General features: G+C 65.1%; 17 protein-coding genes. 9 read left to right on the top strand and 8 right to left on the bottom strand.

Translation table 11 applies throughout. From position 1 onward, the window contains the following. Positions 1 to 364: 364 nt before the first annotated feature. Entirely contained in the window at positions 365 to 3,382 is a 3,018-nt protein-coding gene (locus J0J06_RS04340) for a TonB-dependent receptor (RefSeq protein ID WP_294040113.1), read from the bottom strand. A 233-nt stretch (positions 3,383 to 3,615) separates the two neighbouring features. On the opposite strand from J0J06_RS04340, the gene folE reads away from it, so the two are divergent. The 4 genes from folE to J0J06_RS04360 are packed head-to-tail and all read left to right on the top strand — an operon-like array spanning position 3,616 to position 5,891. Beyond that, the gene (folE, locus tag J0J06_RS04345; protein ID WP_294040829.1) at positions 3,616 to 4,248 is read left to right on the top strand and encodes a GTP cyclohydrolase I FolE; all 633 of its coding nucleotides are present in this window, start codon (positions 3,616 to 3,618) and stop codon (positions 4,246 to 4,248) included. Then, positions 4,245 to 5,009 carry an SDR family oxidoreductase gene (locus tag J0J06_RS04350; protein ID WP_294040114.1) on the top strand — a complete coding sequence of 255 codons (765 nt, stop codon included), beginning with the start codon at positions 4,245 to 4,247 and terminating at the stop codon, positions 5,007 to 5,009. The genes folE and J0J06_RS04350 overlap by 4 nt, the downstream gene beginning before the upstream one ends. After that, positions 5,002 to 5,364 (top strand): dihydroneopterin aldolase, encoded by a 363-nt coding sequence (locus tag J0J06_RS04355; RefSeq protein WP_294040115.1) that lies wholly within the window; start codon positions 5,002 to 5,004, stop codon positions 5,362 to 5,364. The genes J0J06_RS04350 and J0J06_RS04355 overlap by 8 nt, the downstream gene beginning before the upstream one ends. After that, positions 5,361 to 5,891 carry a DUF1993 family protein gene (locus J0J06_RS04360; RefSeq protein WP_294040116.1) on the top strand — a complete coding sequence of 177 codons (531 nt, stop codon included), beginning with the start codon at positions 5,361 to 5,363 and terminating at the stop codon, positions 5,889 to 5,891. Before J0J06_RS04355 ends, J0J06_RS04360 begins: the two co-directional genes overlap by 4 nt. On the opposite strand, the gene leuA is transcribed toward J0J06_RS04360, so the two are convergent. Continuing rightward, a complete protein-coding gene (leuA, locus tag J0J06_RS04365; RefSeq protein ID WP_294040117.1) occupies positions 5,854 to 7,530 on the bottom strand; it encodes a 2-isopropylmalate synthase in 1,677 nt (558 codons plus the stop codon). The two genes, J0J06_RS04360 and leuA, sit on opposite strands and share 38 nt — an antisense overlap. A 251-nt stretch (positions 7,531 to 7,781) precedes the next feature. Between leuA and J0J06_RS04370 the strand changes: the two genes are divergently transcribed. Continuing rightward, the gene (locus J0J06_RS04370) at positions 7,782 to 8,174 is read left to right on the top strand and encodes a BLUF domain-containing protein (protein ID WP_294040118.1); all 393 of its coding nucleotides are present in this window, start codon (positions 7,782 to 7,784) and stop codon (positions 8,172 to 8,174) included. On the opposite strand, the gene J0J06_RS04375 is transcribed toward J0J06_RS04370, so the two are convergent. The 5 genes from J0J06_RS04375 to miaA form a co-directional block, all read right to left on the bottom strand. Continuing rightward, a complete protein-coding gene (locus tag J0J06_RS04375) occupies positions 8,171 to 8,773 on the bottom strand; it encodes a TMEM175 family protein (protein ID WP_294040119.1) in 603 nt (200 codons plus the stop codon). The two genes, J0J06_RS04370 and J0J06_RS04375, sit on opposite strands and share 4 nt — an antisense overlap. A 204-nt stretch (positions 8,774 to 8,977) precedes the next feature. Then, entirely contained in the window at positions 8,978 to 9,997 is a 1,020-nt protein-coding gene (gene ilvC, locus J0J06_RS04380) for a ketol-acid reductoisomerase (protein ID WP_294040120.1), read from the bottom strand. 121 nt (positions 9,998 to 10,118) lie between these two features. Next, positions 10,119 to 10,634: an acetolactate synthase small subunit gene (ilvN, locus tag J0J06_RS04385; protein ID WP_294040121.1), complete on the bottom strand. Its 516-nt coding sequence runs from the start codon at positions 10,632 to 10,634 to the stop codon at positions 10,119 to 10,121. Continuing rightward, on the bottom strand, positions 10,634 to 12,382 hold the full coding sequence (locus J0J06_RS04390) for an acetolactate synthase 3 large subunit (protein ID WP_294040122.1): 1,749 nt from the start codon (positions 12,380 to 12,382) through the stop codon (positions 10,634 to 10,636). The genes ilvN and J0J06_RS04390 overlap by 1 nt, the downstream gene beginning before the upstream one ends. A gap of 88 nt (positions 12,383 to 12,470) precedes the next feature. Continuing rightward, entirely contained in the window at positions 12,471 to 13,394 is a 924-nt protein-coding gene (gene miaA / locus J0J06_RS04395) for a tRNA (adenosine(37)-N6)-dimethylallyltransferase MiaA (protein ID WP_294040123.1), read from the bottom strand. Between miaA and serB the strand changes: the two genes are divergently transcribed. Beyond that, a complete protein-coding gene (serB, locus tag J0J06_RS04400) occupies positions 13,387 to 14,262 on the top strand; it encodes a phosphoserine phosphatase SerB (protein WP_294040830.1) in 876 nt (291 codons plus the stop codon). The two genes, miaA and serB, sit on opposite strands and share 8 nt — an antisense overlap. Before the next feature lie 53 nt (positions 14,263 to 14,315). Here the strand turns inward: serB and J0J06_RS04405 are convergent, their stop codons facing one another. Further along, positions 14,316 to 15,377, bottom strand: a complete 1,062-nt coding sequence (locus J0J06_RS04405) for an SPOR domain-containing protein (protein WP_294040124.1) — start codon at positions 15,375 to 15,377, stop codon at positions 14,316 to 14,318. 138 nt (positions 15,378 to 15,515) lie between these two features. Here J0J06_RS04405 and J0J06_RS04410 point away from each other — a divergent pair, with 138 nt between their 5' ends. Genes J0J06_RS04410 through J0J06_RS04420 form a run of 3 tightly spaced genes read left to right on the top strand, consistent with a single transcriptional unit; the run spans position 15,516 to position 18,201 of the window. After that, positions 15,516 to 16,238 carry a ParA family protein gene (locus J0J06_RS04410; RefSeq protein ID WP_294040125.1) on the top strand — a complete coding sequence of 241 codons (723 nt, stop codon included), beginning with the start codon at positions 15,516 to 15,518 and terminating at the stop codon, positions 16,236 to 16,238. A gap of 17 nt (positions 16,239 to 16,255) precedes the next feature. Next, the gene (locus J0J06_RS04415; protein WP_294040831.1) at positions 16,256 to 16,873 is read left to right on the top strand and encodes a hypothetical protein; all 618 of its coding nucleotides are present in this window, start codon (positions 16,256 to 16,258) and stop codon (positions 16,871 to 16,873) included. A gap of 14 nt (positions 16,874 to 16,887) precedes the next feature. Continuing rightward, the gene (locus J0J06_RS04420; RefSeq protein WP_294040126.1) at positions 16,888 to 18,201 is read left to right on the top strand and encodes a tetratricopeptide repeat protein; all 1,314 of its coding nucleotides are present in this window, start codon (positions 16,888 to 16,890) and stop codon (positions 18,199 to 18,201) included. The last annotated feature ends 1 nt before the right edge of the window (position 18,202 follow it).

The raw sequence follows: 18,202 nt of genomic DNA on the forward strand, positions 1-18,202 counted from the left end.
CTCTACTAGCGCTGCCGGTCTCGGGCCGGTTCGCGCGGTTTCTGACGAAGTGGCCGAGCCTATGGAGCCAAAATTATCGCCGTCAATGGGCAGGTTGTGACGTGTTGTTGCGTCTTTTCGGTGACTGTTGCGCGGCGGTCGCACCGTGTCCGACCGGGACTTATCCACCCGCCTTTCCGTAGCGTCACGGCTAAGGTGGGCGGGCGACCACGAAAAAGAGGCCCCGGAAAAAATTCCGAGGCCCTTTTCCTATTTCGATACGCCACGATCATCGGGCCCCGTCGCCAGAAGACGGCGCTAAGTGATTTTTTGAATGCGACCTGGCGAGTCCCCGGCCGGGTTGCGCCGGCCGAGGACTCGCGGTTTAGAACTTGAACCCGGCGGCGACGCCGTAACGGCGGGGTTCAAGCGTGAACGCGTTGGTGAACAGGCCCGACGACTGGTCGGTCACGTAGAGGCCGGTGATCGCGTTGTTGTTGGTCAGGTTTTGGATGAAGCCGCGAATGTAGAAACGCTCGTTCGGCCCGTTGACCTGAATCTGGGCGTTCATGACCTCATAGCCTTGGATGCGATTGACGGTCTTGTTGAAGATGCTGCCGTAATAGCCGCCGGTATAGGCTAGGTCGATGCGCGGCGTGACGCTCCAGCCGTCGCCGAACTTGCCCGTCCACTGGATGCCGGCGGAGAACTTATAGTGCGGCGACTGCGGCAGTTCGTTGCCGCGTATGTTGACCGGCACGCCGCTCATATAGACCGTCACGGGAATGCTGGTCGTGCCGACCGGCAGGCCGAGCGCAGCGACGAGCGCGGCGGGCGGCGCAGCCGCGGTTGCCTGCAGCGCCGAGCAGACCGAGAAGGCGCCGGTCGTGCCGGTGCCGGGGATCGCAACCGGCGCGGCAAGCCCGATGCCGGCGTTGACCGCAGCGACGTAACCGTTCGACAGCGCCGCCGAACCATTGTTCGCGCCAACCGCACAGTTCGACGCGTTGGTGATGTCCTTGATGATCACCGCATCGGCCCGCCCGCCGGACGGATCCTGCGTGTTGCCGAGCAATTTGTCGGTCACGACCTTGGTATGGAGGTAGCTGAACGACAGATTGGCCAGCACCGAGCTCGACGGCTTAATGATCGCTTCCGCCTCCGCGCCATAAATGTCGGCGTCGACGTTGTCGTTGACCGATGTCCGGGCGACGATACGGCTGAGCTGCAACTGTTTGTACTGATAGTAGAAACCGGTCAGATTGAGGCGAAGCGTGCCGTTGAGGAACGTGTTCTTCGACCCGATTTCGAACGCGTTGACGCTTTCCGGCCCGAAGGTCGAGGGCACCGCGAAAACCGGCGACAACGGCGGGTTGATGCCGCCCGATTTATAGCCGCGCGAATAGGACGCGTAGACCAGGTTGCGGTCGGTGATCTTCCAGTCCAGCACCGCGCGACCGGTCAGGCGCCCGAAGCTGACGCTGTTGTTGGCGTAGGGCTGATTGCCCGCCAACGACGTGTCGAAATCGACGGTCGAATAGTTGATCGCCTGCGTTATGTCCGACGATCCGTACGGCACTAGGATGCCGTTGCCGTTCGAATCGTTGAACAGGATCGTCCGCGCCGAATAGAACTTTGAATCGTGATTGTAGCGCAGGCCGAGCGTCAGCTTCACCTTGTTCGAGAACTCGCCGTACACTTCGCCGAATAGGCCGTAGGACTTCAGGTGATAATAACGCGAATCGTTGTCGTAGAACGGTGACGCGCGATAGACGTTCGGGATGGTCCCGCCCGCCGCGCGCGTGCCTAGCGCGCTCGCCGCGCCGAGCAGACCGGCGGCGTAATCGAGCGCGAACGAGTTCACGAAATACTCGTTGTCGTAGACTTTATAGTCCAGATACCCGGCACCCAGCAGGAAGTTGACCGGGCCGTCGAATTTCGTGGAAACGATTCCTTCAGCAAACCATTGCTTGCCGCGCGCGGTCGAGCGGTCGAAATCGAGGCTGGTGCGGCTGTCGCAAACCTTGTGCCCGCCATAGACGCCGGTGCGCGTGAATTCCGCCTGTGACTGACAGAACGGGCCCGCGGCACCGTTGGGAATCAGGGTCGCGGCCAACTGCGTGAACGGGTTGATGCCCCCAGGGAAGGCGGCGCCCGGCGCCGCGGCGGTGGCCGCCAAGGCGACGAGACCGGCATTGTTCACCAGCGTGCGTTCGACGCCGACATTATAGTCGACCGTCGAGTCGGTGTTGCCCTCGGTGTAGCCGCCGTCGATCTTCAGGTTCAGCTGCCCGAAATCCTGGCTGATGTTCACCAGGACCTGCTTTTCCTGCGTCTTGAACCGCGGCAGCGAGTCGATGTTGACGGTGCGCAAGTCGCTTGGGTTGGTGAAGCCGGAATAGACGTCGCCATCGGTGCCGTAGACGCTGCCCAGTGCGAGCGGGCGGAAGGTCGGCGCGAGCGCGCCCAGCGCGACGTTGATGAACTCGCGGCTGGTCAGGACCGACGCCAGCGTGGCGTCGCCGTTCAATTGTTCGGTCGCCAAGCGATCGGGCAGGCAGCCCAGCACGCCGGTCGGGTCGCGGTGGCACAATTGCTTCTGGACGCGCGACCGGTCGTCGCTTTCCTTGAACCAGTGGCCGACAATGTCGATCGTTGTGTTCGCTGTGGGCTGGAAGCGGATCGAACCGCGAATGTCGAACTGGTCGCGACCATCGATCTGCGAGTTGGTGAACAGGTTCTTCGTATAGCCGTCGCGCTTCAGGTAATAGCCCGCGACGCGCACGCCCAGCACATCGCCGAGCGGCACGTTGATCATGCCCTTCACGCGAATGCTGTTGTAGTTGCCGTATTCGACGTCGCCCGATGCGCCGAAGCCCGACAGGTCCGGCTTGGCAGTGATGAAGTTGATCACGCCGCCGGTCGCGTTGCGGCCGAACAGCGTGCCTTGCGGCCCGCGCAGAACTTCGACGCGCTCGACGTCGAAATACTCGTTCTGGAAGATCGGGGATCCGAGCACAGGCACATCGTTGACGTGGACGCCCGTCGCCGCGTCGCAGGTCACGCCGACGCACAAGTCGCCGATACCGCGAATGTTGAACGATGAAGACGACGTGAAGTTAGATTTGGTGAAGGTGATGTTCGGCAGTGTAAGCTGAAGGTCGCTAGTCGTATTGATCTGCTGTTCCTTCAACGCTTCAGCGCTGAACGCCGACACTGCGATCGGCACGTTCTGGAGGCTTTCCGACTGGCGTTGCGCCGTAATGACGATGTCGCCGATCTGGGTATCTTCTGTGCTTTGCGGCGCGCTTGCGGCCGGCGCGGGCGGCGTCGTCTGGGCGGCAACAGGCGTAGCGGCGATCAGCGCAATAGCCGACGCAGCAAGAAGCTCGAACTTCTTCATAGTGACATCCCCTCTCCGTGCGCCCTCGATCTGTTGTCGATTGGCGCGGTTCTTCATACCGAACATTTGAAATCTAGGAGGCTTAAACTTACGCCGTCAATGGGCTAGGGCGTCGAACCGCGGCGGTCGTTCGCGTCTGTTGCGCAAAGGAAACAGTTGTGAGGCCCATATTGGGCGGCGATGAGGCGGCCTTGCCGTAGCGTCATAGTATCATGAGGGCTGAAGCAAACCCGATGTACGAACGTGATGACGATCTGAACGACGGCGACCTGGTCTCCCCGTCACCAAAGATACCGGTGCCCGATGACGTAGCGGAAGCGGTTCGCACGCTGATCCGATGGGCCGGCGACGATCCGAGTCGCGAAGGGTTGATCGACACTCCGTTACGTGTTGCGCGGGCATGGAAGGAATATTGCGCGGGCTATGACGACGACCCCGCAAAGCACCTGTCGCGCGTGTTCGAGGAGGTCGGCGGCTATGACGACATCGTGTTGCTGCGCGACATCCCGTTCCAGTCGCACTGTGAGCATCACATGGCGCCGATCATCGGCAAGGCGCATATCGCATACCTGCCCAAGGACCATGTCGTCGGTATTTCGAAGCTCGCGCGCGTGCTTCACGGATTCGCGCGGCGGCTCCAGGTGCAGGAGCGGCTGACCGCCGAGGTCGCCGACTGCATCTGGAACGGCCTCAAGCCACAAGGCGTCGCGGTCGTGATCGAGGCGACGCACGCCTGCATGACCGCGCGCGGCGTGCGCACGCCGGGGGTGACCATGGTCACCAGCCGGATGATGGGCGTGTTCCGCGAGGACGAACGCAGCCGGCGCGAGGTGCTGGCGCTGATGGACATGCAGGACCGCGGGTGAGGCGCACGGTTCTCGTCACCGGCGGATCGCGGCGGATCGGCGCGGCGATCGTCCGCGCGCTGGCGGGGGCGGGGCATCGCGTCGTCATCCACCACCACCACCCGCACGATGACGACGCGGTGGCGTTGGCGCGCGAGCTTGATCCGGCGGGCGAGCGCGTCGCGACGGTCGCGGGCGATCTTTCCGATCCCGCCGCGATCTTCCGCGCGGCGCGGGACGCGATGAACGGCACCGTGGACGGGCTGGTCAACTGCGCATCGGTGTTCGAGTTCGACCGGCCGCCGGCGTTCGATCCCGCATTGCTGGCAAGCCTGACCACGACCAATCTGGCGGCGCCGGTCGCGCTGGCGTGCAAACTGGCGGGGCAGGAGGGATTGGCGAACGGCGCGGTGGTCAATCTGCTCGATCAGAAGGTCGCCAACCTCAACCCCGATTTCTTCAGCTACACCTGCACCAAGGTGGCGCTGGAGGGAGCAACGATGATGCTCGCCCAGGCGCTCGCGCCGCGAGTGCGCGTCAACGCCGTGTCGCCCGGCCTGACTTTGCCGAGCGGCGACCAGAGCGACGCGGAGTTTGCCGCGGTCGCGGGCGAAAACCTGCTCCGCCGCGCGGTGCCGATCGACGAGCTTGCGCGCGCGGTCGAATATCTGCTCACCGCCCCGGCGATCACCGGCCAGAACCTGTTCGTCGACAACGGCCAGCGCTTCCTCAGGCGCGACGGCGATGTGATGTTCTCGACGCCCGGCCGCCGCGATGGTTGAGGCGACCTACACGATCCGGCTCGACGCGCTAGAGGTGCGGATGGGGCTGGGCATCCATGCCGAGGAACTGGCGGGGCCGCAGCGCGTGCTGGTTTCGGTCGCGATGACCTGCACCTATCCAGCGCCGCCGGAGGACCGGATCGACGCGGTGGTCGACTATGACCGCGTGCGCGAAGGCATCCGCGCGATCGCTGCGAGCGGTCACGTCATGCTGCAGGAGGTGCTGTGCGAGCGGATCGCCGCGCTATGCTTGTCCGACCCGCGCGTGACCGAAGTGACGGTGCGATCCACCAAACCGGACATCTATCTCGACGCGCAGATCGGGTGCGAAATAAAGAGAGGGAGAGGGAAATGACGTTATCGCTCTATTCGGCGGTCGTGCCGAACTACATCCAGATCCTCGGCGCGGTCGCCGGGCTGCTCGACAAGGCGGAGGCGCATTGCGCCGAGAACGGTTGCGCGCCGGACGATCTGCTCAAGGCCAGGCTGGCCGACGACATGCTGCCGTTCGGCTATCAGGTGAAATCGTGCTCCGCGCATTCGATCGGCGCGATCGAGGGCGTGCGGGCGGGCGTTTTCTCGCCCGACATGACGCCCTGGCCGAGCACGTTCGACGGTCTGCGCGAAGCGATCGCCAAGGCGCTGGGCGCCGTCGAGGCGCTGAGCCCCGACGAGGTCAACGGTTTCGTCGGGCAGGATATGCGATTCGAGATGGGCGAGATGAAAATGCCCTTCACCGCGGAGGACTTCCTGCTCTCCTTCTCCCAGCCCAATTTCTATTTCCACGCGACGACGGCGTACGACATCCTGCGCTGGAAGGGCGTGAAGCTGGGCAAGCGCGACTTCATGGGCCGCCCGCGGCTGAAGCGTTCGCCGCACTGAGGACGGCGCGCACGCTGGCGGTCGCGACGTCCTCATCGATCCCGACACCCCATACGGTCGAGCCGTCGGCGGCGCGGCATTCGACATAGGCGGCGGCCTGCACGTCGGTGCCGTGGCCGATCGCGTGTTCGACATAATCGACCACCTCGAGGTCGATGCCGAACCCGTCGCGCATTCCGGCGAGAACGCTGGAGATCAGGCCGTTGCCGCGTCCACTGACCGACTGGACCGCGCCGCCCTCCGCGATGCTGCCGGCGAAGATGCGGTCGCCGTTCGCGGCGCGGGTTTCGTCATAGCCTTCCAGCCGCAACCGGTCCCAGTCACCCGGCAGATAGGTGCGTTCGAACAGATGCCAGATATCGTCGGCGTTGAGTTCGCTGCTGGTCCGGTCGGCCAGCGCCTGGACGTGGCGCGAGAAATCGGCCTGGAGCCGTTTCGGCAATCGCAGCCCCTTGTCCTGTTCGAGCACCCAGGCGACGCCGCCCTTGCCGCTTTGCGAATTGACCCGGATCACCGCCTCGTATGTGCGGCCAAGATCGGCGGGATCAATCGGCAGGTAGGGGACTTCCCAATAATCGTCATTCTGCCGCTCGCGCGCGGCGAAGCCCTTCTTGATCGCGTCCTGATGCGAACCGGAGAAGGAGGTATAGACCAGCTCGCCGGCATAGGCATGACGCGGGTGGACGGGCAGGTTGGTGCAATATTCGACGGTCTTGATCAGGCCATCCAGGTCCGAGAAATCCAGCCCCGGATCGACGCCCTGCGTGTACATGTTGAGCGCGACCGTCACCAGGTCGCAATTCCCGGTGCGCTCGCCATTGCCGAGCAGGCAGCCCTCGACCCGGTCGGCGCCCGCCATCAGCCCGAGTTCCGCCGCTGCGACCCCGGTGCCGCGGTCGTTGTGTGTGTGCAGGCTGATGACGACGGAGTCGCGGTTGGGGATGTGGCGGCCGAAATATTCGATCTGATCGGCATAGACGTTGGGCGTCGCGCATTCGACCGTCGCGGGCAGGTTGAAGATGATCGGCTTCGCGGCGGTGGGTTGCAGCACGTCCATCACCGCGGCGCACACCTCGACCGAGAAATCGACTTCGGCGGTGGAAAAGGTTTCGGGGGAATATTCGAAGCGCCAGTCGGTATCGGGCATCGCCGCCGCGCAGTCGCGCAGTATCCTGGCGCCGTCGATCGCGATCTGGCGGGTCTGATCCTTCGACATGCCGAACACGATCTTGCGCCAGGCCGGCGAAACCGCGTTGTAGAGGTGGACGATCGCGGTCGGCGCGCCGCGCAAGCTTTCGAAGGTCGTCTCGATCAGGTCGCGGCGCGACTGCGTCAGCACCTGCACCGTCACGTCGTCGGGCACGCGGCCCGACCGGACGAGGTTTTGGATATAGTCGAAATCGGTCGCGCCCGATGCGGGGAAGCCGACCTCGATCTCCTTGATGCCGGTCTTGACGATCAGGTCGAAGAACCGCGTCTTCTTCTCGGCGTCCATCGGGTCGATCAGCGCTTGGTTGCCGTCGCGCATATCGGTCGACAGCCAGAGCGGCGCTGTCGTTATGGTTCGTCCCGGCCATTGGCGGTCGGGCAGGTCGATGGTCGGGAAGGGACGATATTTGGTCGATGGATCGCGCAGCATGGCTCTTCTCGTCTTGGTAGAGGCGGGGAGGGTCAGGCCCTTAGGCGCGGTGCGCGCCGTCGCCGGCGCGCGTGGGATGAGCCGCGCCTAAGGGCGCGTAAGTCGCAGGGTAAGGCCAAGCGGCTGCGTCATCCTGAAAGCCGCCCTAGCGCGAGTTGGTTAAGGAAGTCCAGCGCGTTTGCAGACTGATCCAGCGCAAGGACAGGACCTGATCGTTACGCCATCAGACCATTTCCGTTCAGGAGAGTAACATGCGTCAGATCGTCTACCGAAGCACTACAACCGCGCCAAGTGGCCGCGCCGCAGACGACATACCGTCGATCGTTCAGGACGCGGCGGTGCGCAACGGGCTCGAGGGCGTTACGGGGTTGCTCTATTCGGAAGGCGAATCTTTTCTTCAGGCGATCGAAGGACATGACGACAGTGTCGAGGAGTTGCTTGACCGGCTGGCGGTCGATCCGCGCCATCGCGATCTTCGAATATTGAGCGACCGCCAGATCGACGAACGCGAATTTGGCGACTGGACGATGGTCTATCGCGACCGGCGCGAAAGCACCGATGCATTCGACGACCGGCTGCGCGTGCTGCTCGCGGGCGTATCACACGAAACAGCGAGTTACTTTCGTGCGTTGGTGCCGGCCTAGTCGCCGAACAGATTGTCGATCGGGCTGCGCGGCAGGAACCATAGGAATGCGACGATCGCCGCGCACGCTATTCCGGCCCAGGGCGACAGCAACGTCAGCGGAACGCCGACCAAGTAGATTATCGTCGCGATGACCCCCTTGCGCTGAGTCTGGCGATGGTAAGTTTCGGCGTTCGCGGTGTTCGCACCGGTGTTGCGGATCACGTTTTGCAGGGGGATGTAAGTCAATGCCGGAAACAGCATCGACGCCATGTAGAGCAGGGTCGCGTCCCTGCTGAAATGCTGTGCGCCCAGATAGGCGGTCGAGAACGGAATAAGCGACAGCGCGAACAGCAGGAGCAGGTTGAACCATACCAGCCCGTTGGTCACGCGCCTCGCATGGCTGAACAGCCGGTGGTGATTGACCCAATAGACGCCGACATAAGTGAAGCTGAGCGCATAGGCGAAGAAGACCGGCCATAGCCGCAACAAATGCTCGACGCCCGGTTCCTCCGGCGCCTTAAGCTCGAGCACCATGATCGTGATGATGATCGCGAGTACGCCGTCCGAAAACGCCTCGACGCGACCGACGCCGGGCTGGCCCTCCGTATCGTCGCTCATGACGTAATCGCGGCGGGGGCGGGGGAAGCAGGGCAGCGCATCAACAACTCCGGTGGATCGTTACGGGTGCAGCTTAGCGGCCTCGTCACGGGCGGTCACCCCACGGGCGCGTCGGACACTGCAAAGCCGATTCGTGTACACCGGCTCGCCGCGTCGGCCGACCCGGGCGAGTCAGGCGGGCGTCGCGGCCCGCCGCGCTGCGCCTCAATTCTTCTCCTTGTCCACCAGCTTGTTGGCACCGATCCACGGCATCATCGCGCGCAGTTCGCTGCCGACCTTCTCGATCGGATGCGCGGCGGCCGCCTTGCGCGAGGCTTTCAGCTCGGGCTGGCCGGCGCGGTTGTCGAGCACGAAGTTTTTCACGAACCGTCCCGACTGGATGTCGGCGAGCACACGCTTCATCTCGGCCTTGGTCTCGTCGGTGATGATCCGCGGGCCCGTGGTGATGTCGCCGTACTCGGCGGTGTTACTGATCGAATAGCGCATGTTGGCGATGCCGCCCTCATAGAGCAGGTCGACGATCAGCTTGGTCTCATGGAGGCACTCGAAATAGGCCATTTCCGGCGCGTAGCCCGCCTCGGTTAGCGTCTCGAACCCTGCCTGGATCAAGTGGGTGATGCCGCCGCACAAAACCGCCTGCTCGCCGAACAGGTCGGTCTCGCATTCCTCGCGGAAATTGGTCTCGATGATGCCCGAACGGCCGCCGCCGACGCCCGAGGCATAGGCGAGCGCCACCTCATGCGCGTTGCCGCTCGCGTCCTGGTGCACCGCGATCAGGCAGGGGACGCCGCCGCCGCGGACATATTCGCTGCGCACGGTGTGGCCGGGGCCTTTGGGCGCGATCATGATGACGTCGATGTCGGCGGGCGGCTCGATCAGCCCGAAATGGACGTTGAGGCCGTGGGCGAAGGCGATCGCACTGCCGGGCTTCATGTTGCCCTTGAGGTCGTTTTCCCAGATCGCGGCTTGGTGTTCGTCGGGGGCGAGGATCATCAGGATGTCGGCCCATTGTGCCGCTTCCTTGTTCGACTTGACCGCGAACCCGGCGTCGATCGCCTTCTTGGCGGTGGCCGATCCTTCGCGCAGCGCGATGGCGACGTCCTTCACCCCGCTGTCGCGCAGGTTCTGGGCATGGGCGTGCCCCTGCGAACCATAGCCGACGATCGCGATCTTCTTGTTGGTGATCAGGTTCAGATCGGCATCGCGATCGTAATAGACACGCATTGGTAGCTCCCTTTTTTGCTCGTCATCCCGGCCTTGAGCCGGGATCCCGCTTCTTCCCGCGTTTCGAGTTAGCGGGACCCCGGATCGAGTCCGGGGTGACGGGTAGTGGTTGAAATCGGTGTTACGCGGCGTCCTTGCCCCGCGAAATGGCGACGATGCCGGTGCGCGCGACCTCGATCAGGCCGACTTCGCGCATCAGCTCGACGAACTTGTCGATCTTCTCCGTCCCGCCGGTGACTTCGAACACGAAGCTCGAAATCGTCGCGTCCACCACGCGCGCGCGGTAGACTTCGGCAAGGCGGAGCGCTTCGATGCGTTGCTCCCCGGTTCCACGAACCTTCACCAGCGCCAGTTCGCGCTCGACATGGTCGCCCTCTGTCGTGAGGTCGTGGACCTTGTGCACCGGCACCAGCCGGTCGAGCTGCGCGACGATCTGTTCGAGAACGTGCGGGCTGGCCGACGTGACGATGGTGATGCGGCTGACCGCCTTGTCCTCGGTGATCTCGCTCACCGTCAGGCTCTCGATATTGTAGCCGCGCGCGGTGAACAGCCCGGCGATCCGCGCCAGGATGCCCGGCTCGTTGTCGACGATCACCGCCAGCGTGTGGCGCTCGATGGCTTCTTCCTTGATGTGCATCAGACCAGCGCCTTCGCCTCGTCGTCCATCGTGCCGTAGACTTCGCCCGCCTGCAGGATCATGTCGGTGTGCGCCGCGCCCGACGGGATCATCGGGAAGCAATTGGCGAGCTGCGCGACGCGGCAATCGACCATCACCGGGCCGTCATAAGCGAGCATGTCGGCGATGCCCGCGTCGAGCTGCGACCGCTCCTCGATGCGGATGCCCTTCCACCCATAGGCTTCGGCCAGCTTCACGAAATCGGGCAGAGAGTCCGAATAGCTTTCGGCGTAGCGGCTTTCATAGGTCAGCTCCTGCCACTGACGGACCATGCCCATATATTCGTTGTTGAGGATGAAAATCTTGACCGGCAGGCGATACTGGGTCGCGGTCGCCAGTTCCTGAATGTTCATCTGGATCGATGCTTCGCCGGCTATGTCGATGACCAGCGCCTTTGGATTGCCGAGTTGCGCGCCGATCGCCGCGGGCAGGCCATAGCCCATCGTGCCGAGCCCGCCCGAGGTCAGCCATTTGTTCGGCCCCTCGAACCCGAAATGCTGCGCGGCCCACATCTGGTGCTGGCCGACTTCGGTGGTAATGATCGGCGATTGCTTGTGCGTCGCCTCCCACAGCGCGCGGATCGCGCGTTGCGGCATGATCGACCTGGGATCGGCTTCGGGGAAATCGAGCGACTTCACCGCGCGCCAGCCGTCGATCTGCCGCCACCATTCGGCGGTGTCGGGCTTGGGATGCTGGCGCGCCTTCCAGATGCGGACCATGTCCTCCAGCGCATGGCCGACATCGGCGACCACCGCGAGGTCGATCCGCACCGTCTTGTTGATGCTGGAGCGGTCGATATCGATATGGACCTTGCGCGCGTTGGGCGCGAAGGCGTCGAGCCGGCCGGTCACGCGATCGTCGAACCGCGCGCCGAGCGCGACGATCAGATCGGCTTGGTTCATCGCCCAATTGGCTTCGTACGTGCCGTGCATGCCGAGCATGCCGAGCCATTGATCGGACGAAGCGGGGAAGGCCCCGAGGCCCATGAGCGTGGAGGTGACGGGCGCGCCGGTGATTCTCGCCAGTTCGCGCAGCAGTTGCGACGCGCCGGGGCCGGCGTTGATGACCCCGCCGCCGGTGTAGAGAATCGGACGCTCGGCCGCGGCAAGCATGTCGACCACCTGCTCGATCAGCGCCGGGTCAGCCTTGACCTGCGGGCGATAGGTCTTGTGCTGGATCGGGCCGGGCCTGATGTATTTCGAGGTCGCGACCTGCACGTCCTTTGGAATGTCGATCACGACCGGACCGGGGCGGCCCGAGGTCGCGATATGGAACGCCTCGTGGATCGTCGCGCCGAGTTTCGACGGGTCCTTCACCAGATAATTGTGCTTGGTGCAGTGGCGCGTGATGCCGACCGTGTCGGCCTCCTGGAACGCGTCGGTGCCGATCAGCGCGGTGGGGACCTGACCCGTGATGACGACCATCGGGATCGAATCCATCAGCGCGTCGGTGATCCCGGTCACCGCATTGGTCGCGCCTGGGCCGGAGGTGACGAGCACGACGCCGGGCTTGCCGGTCGAGCGCGCATAGCCCTCCGCCGCATGCGTCGCCGCCTGTTCGTGACGGACGAGGATGTGGCGAATCCGCTTCTGCTTGAAGATAGCGTCGTAGATCGGGAGCACGGCGCCGCCGGGATAGCCGAACACGACCTCCACGCCGAGATCGCACAGCGCCTCGATCAGGATATCGGCTCCACTCTTTTCGGCCACGGTCGGGACTCCTTTCTTCGCATACGCAACAATAATACGGTCGCGGGGCGATAGAGGTATGAAAACTACGCGTCAACCTACATTTGAATCATCTTATGTCTATTTCATCAATACGAATGAAATTATCTGTCTCGACCGTTCGTGTCCAGTCGGCTGGCGGCTGATTGCGGAACCACGTGTATTGGCGCTTGGCATATTGGCGGGTGGCGACGCTGGCGCGCTCGATCGCGTCGCCGAGCGTGATCGTGCCCAGCGAGGCGGCGGCGAGTTCGGGCAGGCCGATCGCGCGGCGGACAGGCGCGTCGAGCGGCACGTCCTCGCGCGCGATCAAGGCGGCGACTTCGGTCATGGCGCCGTCATCGACCATGGCGGCGAAGCGCCGGTCGATCCGATCGTTGAGCCACTCACGCGGCGGGAGGAGGATCAGCGCGCGCAGATCAATCCGCTCGCCGATCCCGCCGACGCGCTCGGTGCGCCACACCGCGATCGAGCGGCCGGTCGAACGGATCACCTCGAGCGCGCGGGCGATGCGGGTGGTATCGGCCGGGTTGAGTCTAGCGGCCTGTTCGGGGTCGTCGGCCTGGAGTGCGACAAAAGCGTCGCTCACTGACATCGCGCGGATCTCGGTGCGGATCGCCGGATTGATTTCGGGCACCGGCGCAATGCCGTCGATCAGCGTACGCAGATACAGACCGGTGCCACCGACCAGGATCGGCAGGCTGCCCGCCGCCACCGCCGCGTCGATCGCCTCCCGAGCCTCCGACGCCCAGCGCGCCGCGGAATAACCGGTGTCGGCGGCATCGACATGCCCGAACAACCGGTGCGGCGCGCGCGCCTCCTCGGCCGCCGACGGGCGCGCGGTGACGATCCGCAAGTCGCGATAGACCTGCGCGCTGTCGGCGTTGATGATCGTGCCGCCATGCTTTTCCGCGAGCATCAGCGCGAGCGCGGACTTGCCGCTTGCGGTCGGCCCTGCGATGAGCGCCACTTTCGGGAGACTGGGCTTGTTCATCGCGACGCTGATAGCCGCCGCATTGCCGAAGGGCGAGGTGTCCGTGGCGCACGACCGTCTGGACGCGGCGGGCTGCCTGCCGGTCGCCAATGTGTGGGTCGAGCCGGGCGAGGCGTGCGACGTCGAGTTTGCGCGCGATCCCGCGGCGGCACGAATGGCGCTGGAGGGGCAGGGCTATGACGTCATCGTTCAGCCGGCGGAGCATCGCCGCAAGAAGCTGATCGTCGCCGACATGGATTCGACGATGATCACCGTCGAATGCATCGACGAACTGGCCGACTATGCGGGGATCAAGGCCGAGGTCGCGCTGGTCACCGAAGCGGCGATGCGGGGCGAGATGGATTTCGGGCAAGCGCTCGATGCACGCGTTGCCTTGCTACGCGGAATGGACGAGAGCGTCATCGATCGCTGCCTGGCTGAGCGAGTCAGGGTCATGCCGGGCGCGCGCGAACTGGTGCGGACGATGCGTGGCCACGGCGCGACCGCGATCCTGGTGTCGGGCGGCTTCACGCGTTTTGCGGAGCCGGTCGCGCGAGAGATCGGCTTCGACCGTGCGATCGCCAACGTGCTGGAGGTCGTGGACGGCAAGCTCAGCGGCGCGGTCAGGAAACCGATCGTCGATGCGTCCACCAAGCTTGCCACGCTGGCCGAAGCGATCCTCGACCTCGGCCTGTCGCCGGAGGAAACGCTCGCGGTCGGCGACGGCGCCAACGACCTCGCGATGATCACGCAGGCGGGGCTGGGCGTCGCCTATCACGCCAAGCCCGTCGTTGCCGAGGCAGCGGATGCGCGGATCGATCATGGCGACCTCTCGGCGCTGCTGTTCGCGCAGGGCTATGCACGGAAGGATTGGGTGACGGCTCAATAGAACCGTTAGTCCGGCCCTTACTAGCGTGGCGCTGGATTAGGGTTCCGGGTTGGTTACGGAGCCACCGGCACGCAAGGTTTGACCGTGCCGCACGCGCTCGCCGCTTCGGACTTCGACTTGTACGGTCCCACCAGCACCTTGGTCAGGGAACCTGCCTTCACGAAGCTTGCCTGGTGGCCGGGGAAGCGCGGAGCCACCTCTGCCCACAATTTACGCGCGTTGTTGGGATCGCCGAACGCGCCCAGCTGGACGCGCCAGCCGCCCGTCGTCGCGGCAGGAGCGGGCTTGGGCGCGGGTTGTGGCGGGGCCGGCGGTGCGGCGATCGGGCGCGGATCGGGCTTGGCCGGGGGGGACGAGGCGACCGCGACGACTGGTGGCTTGGCCTTTGGCGGATTGCCCTTGGGCGGACCGGCGGGTGGCGGATAGGATGCGCCGGGATTGCTCGGGGGTACGTCGATCGTGCCGATGCTCGGGCGAGTGTTGTCACCACCACCAGCCACTTCGGGCGGATAGCCGGGGCGTCCGACCTGCTGTTCGTATTGCCGCGCGAGCGCGATGCCCTGCTGGCGCTGGGCGTCGGGGATGTATTTGTCCATTTCGGCCAGCGTCTGCGATCCTTGCGGCAGGCCCGCCGCCGACGACCGCTGCAGCAAGGCATAGGCCCGCACCCAGTCGCGCTGCACCCCGTCGCCGTTGAACAGCATCGTGCCGAGTACGAGTTGCGCCCGCGGTTCGCCCCGCGCGACGGCTTTCTCCAGCCACGGCACCGCCTCGTCCCGCTTGCCCTCCTGAAACAGCGCTAGGCCGTAATTGTCCTCGGCCTGCGAGTGCCCCTGCAACGCCGCCTTGCGGTACCAGCTCTCCGCCATCGGCAAGTCGACCGGCACGCCGCGCCCGAGCTTATAGGCCTGGCCCAGGTTGAACTGCGCGTCGGCGTCGCCCGCGATCGCCGCCTTGCGCCATTCGGCGACAGCGGTCGGGTAATCGCCGCGGTTCCATGCATCCACGCCGGCCTTGGTATCGGCCAGCGCCGGCATGCCCGCCACGATCGCAACGGAAAGCGCCGCAGCGCCGATCAGTGCTCGCATCTTGCTCACCCCATCCAGAGATTTCATAATGCTCCCTACGGCCCGAATGGCAAAGATTTCGTTCAGGATGCGTCGGCACCCTGCGATTTCATAACGCCCGCGTTAACCGGTTCTTAGGCCCCGCCATGGCAACTCGTCGTTGAATAGCGGGGAGTTACAGGATCAATGCGCGTTCTCGCGATGGCATCGCAGAAGGGCGGATCGGGCAAGACGACGCTGTCTGGTCACCTGGCCGTTCAGGCACAGCTCGCCGGGGCCGGCCCCGTCGTGCTGATCGACATCGACCCGCAGGGGTCGCTGTCCGATTGGTGGAACGAACGCACGGACGAATATCCGGCGTTCGCGCAGACGACCGTCGCGCGTCTCGCCGCAGATCTCGAAATCTTGCGCCAGCAAGGCTTCAAGATGGCGGTGATCGACACGCCGCCGGCGATCACGATGGCGATCCAGAGCGTCATTCAGGTCGCCGAACTCATCGTCATCCCGACGCGTCCGTCGCCACATGATTTGCGCGCCGTCGGCGCCACGGTCGATCTGTGCGAGCGCGCCGGCAAGCCGCTGATATTCGTCGTGAACGCCGCGACGCCCAAGGCCAAGATCACCAGCGAAGCCGCTGTCGCATTGTCGCAGCACGGCACCGTCGCCCCGATCACGATCCACCATCGTACCGATTTCGCCGCCTCGATGATTGACGGCCGCACCGTGATGGAAGTCGATCCCAACGGCCGATCGGCGCAGGAAGTGCGCGAATTGTGGGCCTATATCGCCGATCGCTTGGAAAAGAATTTCCGCCGGACCGTCTTTGCCGCGCCGACCAGCGTGCCGTCGACGTTCGGCATGCAGCGTCCCGCAGCGGGTGGCGGCTTCGGTCGCCGCGTGCTGGGCTGAGGGGGGACGCGATGACCATGAGCGAACCCAAGCCTTTCGCCTCCCTGTCCTCGGGCCTGCTGGCGCGCAAGGGACAGGCGAAGCCGGCCATGCGGCCCCAGGGCTTTACCGGCGGATACGCGTCGCTGGCGGGCGGGCTAGAAGATCTGGGCTGGAACGACATGGGCCATGTGCCCGAGCCGGCCGCCGAGGTTCACCCGACCCACGAGAACGAGATCGTCGCGCCGCCCGAAGGCGTGCCGCCGGTCCTGGCGCAGCGTCGCCAGCTCAAGGAAGAATTCGAACCGCCGGTGATCGATGCGGTCGCCGACGATCATCAGATCGCGATCGAGGCGCCGGCGCCGCCGGTGTTCGAACCTGAATTCGAACCTGGGGCAGCGGAAGTCGTGTCGATCGTTCGCCGTCCCGTATCCGTCGCGACGGCCAACCGGCTGGCGCGCGAGACGCGACACAAGGCGAAGGCGGCGTTCACGCTCCGCCTAGACGAGGATCGCCACCTCCGCCTGCGCCTCGCGAGTGCGCTGAGCGGCCGGTCGGCGCAACAACTGGTGACCGAAGCGCTCGATGTGTTTTTGGCAAGCATTCCCGAAGTCGACGACCTGGCGCGCCAGGTGCCGGTTCGGGCCAAGGGTTGATGGGGGTCTTTGAGATGAAGAGCATCCGGCTGAACGCGAGCCTTTCGGCGCTGGCGCTATGTCTCGCGTTCGGCGGCGTGATTCACGGCGTTGCGACCGCGGGTGAACGCACTCCTGCGCAACTCGCCGCCGCGGCGCGCGACGATGCCGCCAAGGCGTCGAAGGCGATCGCCAAGCGCAATGCCGACGATGCGGTCCGCTACGCCGAACTGGCGGTCGGCGAACAGCCGCAATCTGCCGAATATCGCGCGCTCCTCGGTCAGGCTTACCTGATGGCAGGGCGTTTCGAGTCTGCCGGCACCGCGCTCAAGGATTCGCTCAGCATCTCGCCGGGTGACGGCAAGGTAGCGCTCAATCTCGCGCTCGCGCAGATCGCCGAGGGCGACTGGCAGGGCGCGCGGAGCACGCTCGATAGCAATGCCCGGTCGATCCCGGTCAGCGATCGCGGTCTCGCGATGGCGCTGGCGGGCGATCCAGCCGCCGCAGTCAACCTGATGCTGCCGATTGCGCGCCAGCCGGGCGCGGACGCCAAGCTGCGCCAGAACCTGGCGCTCAGCCTCGCGCTGGGCGGTCGCTGGCAAGACGCCAAGGTTGTCGCGGGCATGGACCTGTCGCCGACCGAAACCGACAAGCGGATCGAGGAATGGGCGGCGTTCGCGCGCCCGACCGGCCGCGCCGATCAGGTCGCGTCGCTGCTGGGCGTGACGCCGGTGAGTGATCCGGGTCAGCCGGTCGCGCTGGCGCTCAACGCCGCCACTCCGATCGTCGCCGTTGCCGCCGTCGCACCGGTTCCTGTAGCACCGGCCCCGGTGGTCGAGTCTGCGCCGACGCCGCCGGCCGCCGTCGTCGCGGCGTTCGTCGCGCCGCAGCCCGCCAAACCTGCTGTCGTGTTTGGCCCGCGTGCCGAAGTCGTACAGCCGCTGCCGGTCAAGGCTGTCGTGACTCCGCCGCTCCAGCCGGGCGTCGCGGTGTCACCGGTCAAGTCGAAGAATTTCGTCAAACCCCTGGTCGCAACCACTACCACCCCGGGTGCCGCCAAGGTCGTGAAGCCCGTCGTCGGGAAGGGCAACTATGTTGTCCAGCTCGGCGCCTATGACAGCGCGGGCGTCGCTCGCGATGGCTGGGCGCGGGCTTCACGCAATTTCTCGGGCTACGCGCCCCAGGGCATGCCGATCACCGTCGGCGGCAAGACCTTCTACCGCCTGTCGGTCGGTGGCTTCGACGAAGCGGGCGCCAAGCGCCTGTGCTCGAGCTATCGTGCTAAGGGCGGGAAGTGTTTCATTCGCACGGCCGCTGGCGACACCGCCGCCGCCTGGACGAAGAAATAAG

Source organism: Sphingomonas sp. (assembly GCF_017304615.1).
Lineage (GTDB): Bacteria > Pseudomonadota > Alphaproteobacteria > Sphingomonadales > Sphingomonadaceae > Sphingomonas.

Bases quoted from the DNA above. Each gene is read 5' to 3' on its own strand.
- ilvN (WP_294040121.1), bottom strand. From the start codon at position 10,634: ATGCACATCAAGGAAGAAGCCATCGAGCGCCACACGCTGGCGGTGATC.
- J0J06_RS04410 (WP_294040125.1), top strand. From the start codon at position 15,516: ATGCGCGTTCTCGCGATGGCATCGCAGAAGGGCGGATCGGGCAAGACG.
- J0J06_RS04360 (WP_294040116.1), top strand. From the start codon at position 5,361: ATGACGTTATCGCTCTATTCGGCGGTCGTGCCGAACTACATCCAGATC.
- J0J06_RS04375 (WP_294040119.1), bottom strand. From the start codon at position 8,773: ATGAGCGACGATACGGAGGGCCAGCCCGGCGTCGGTCGCGTCGAGGCG.
- leuA (WP_294040117.1), bottom strand. From the start codon at position 7,530: ATGCTGCGCGATCCATCGACCAAATATCGTCCCTTCCCGACCATCGAC.
- J0J06_RS04340 (WP_294040113.1), bottom strand. From the start codon at position 3,382: ATGAAGAAGTTCGAGCTTCTTGCTGCGTCGGCTATTGCGCTGATCGCC.
- J0J06_RS04420 (WP_294040126.1), top strand. From the start codon at position 16,888: ATGAAGAGCATCCGGCTGAACGCGAGCCTTTCGGCGCTGGCGCTATGT.
- J0J06_RS04370 (WP_294040118.1), top strand. From the start codon at position 7,782: ATGCGTCAGATCGTCTACCGAAGCACTACAACCGCGCCAAGTGGCCGC.
- J0J06_RS04415 (WP_294040831.1), top strand. From the start codon at position 16,256: ATGAGCGAACCCAAGCCTTTCGCCTCCCTGTCCTCGGGCCTGCTGGCG.
- J0J06_RS04355 (WP_294040115.1), top strand. From the start codon at position 5,002: ATGGTTGAGGCGACCTACACGATCCGGCTCGACGCGCTAGAGGTGCGG.
- J0J06_RS04405 (WP_294040124.1), bottom strand. From the start codon at position 15,377: ATGAAATCTCTGGATGGGGTGAGCAAGATGCGAGCACTGATCGGCGCT.
- ilvC (WP_294040120.1), bottom strand. From the start codon at position 9,997: ATGCGTGTCTATTACGATCGCGATGCCGATCTGAACCTGATCACCAAC.
- folE (WP_294040829.1), top strand. From the start codon at position 3,616: ATGTACGAACGTGATGACGATCTGAACGACGGCGACCTGGTCTCCCCG.
- miaA (WP_294040123.1), bottom strand. From the start codon at position 13,394: ATGAACAAGCCCAGTCTCCCGAAAGTGGCGCTCATCGCAGGGCCGACC.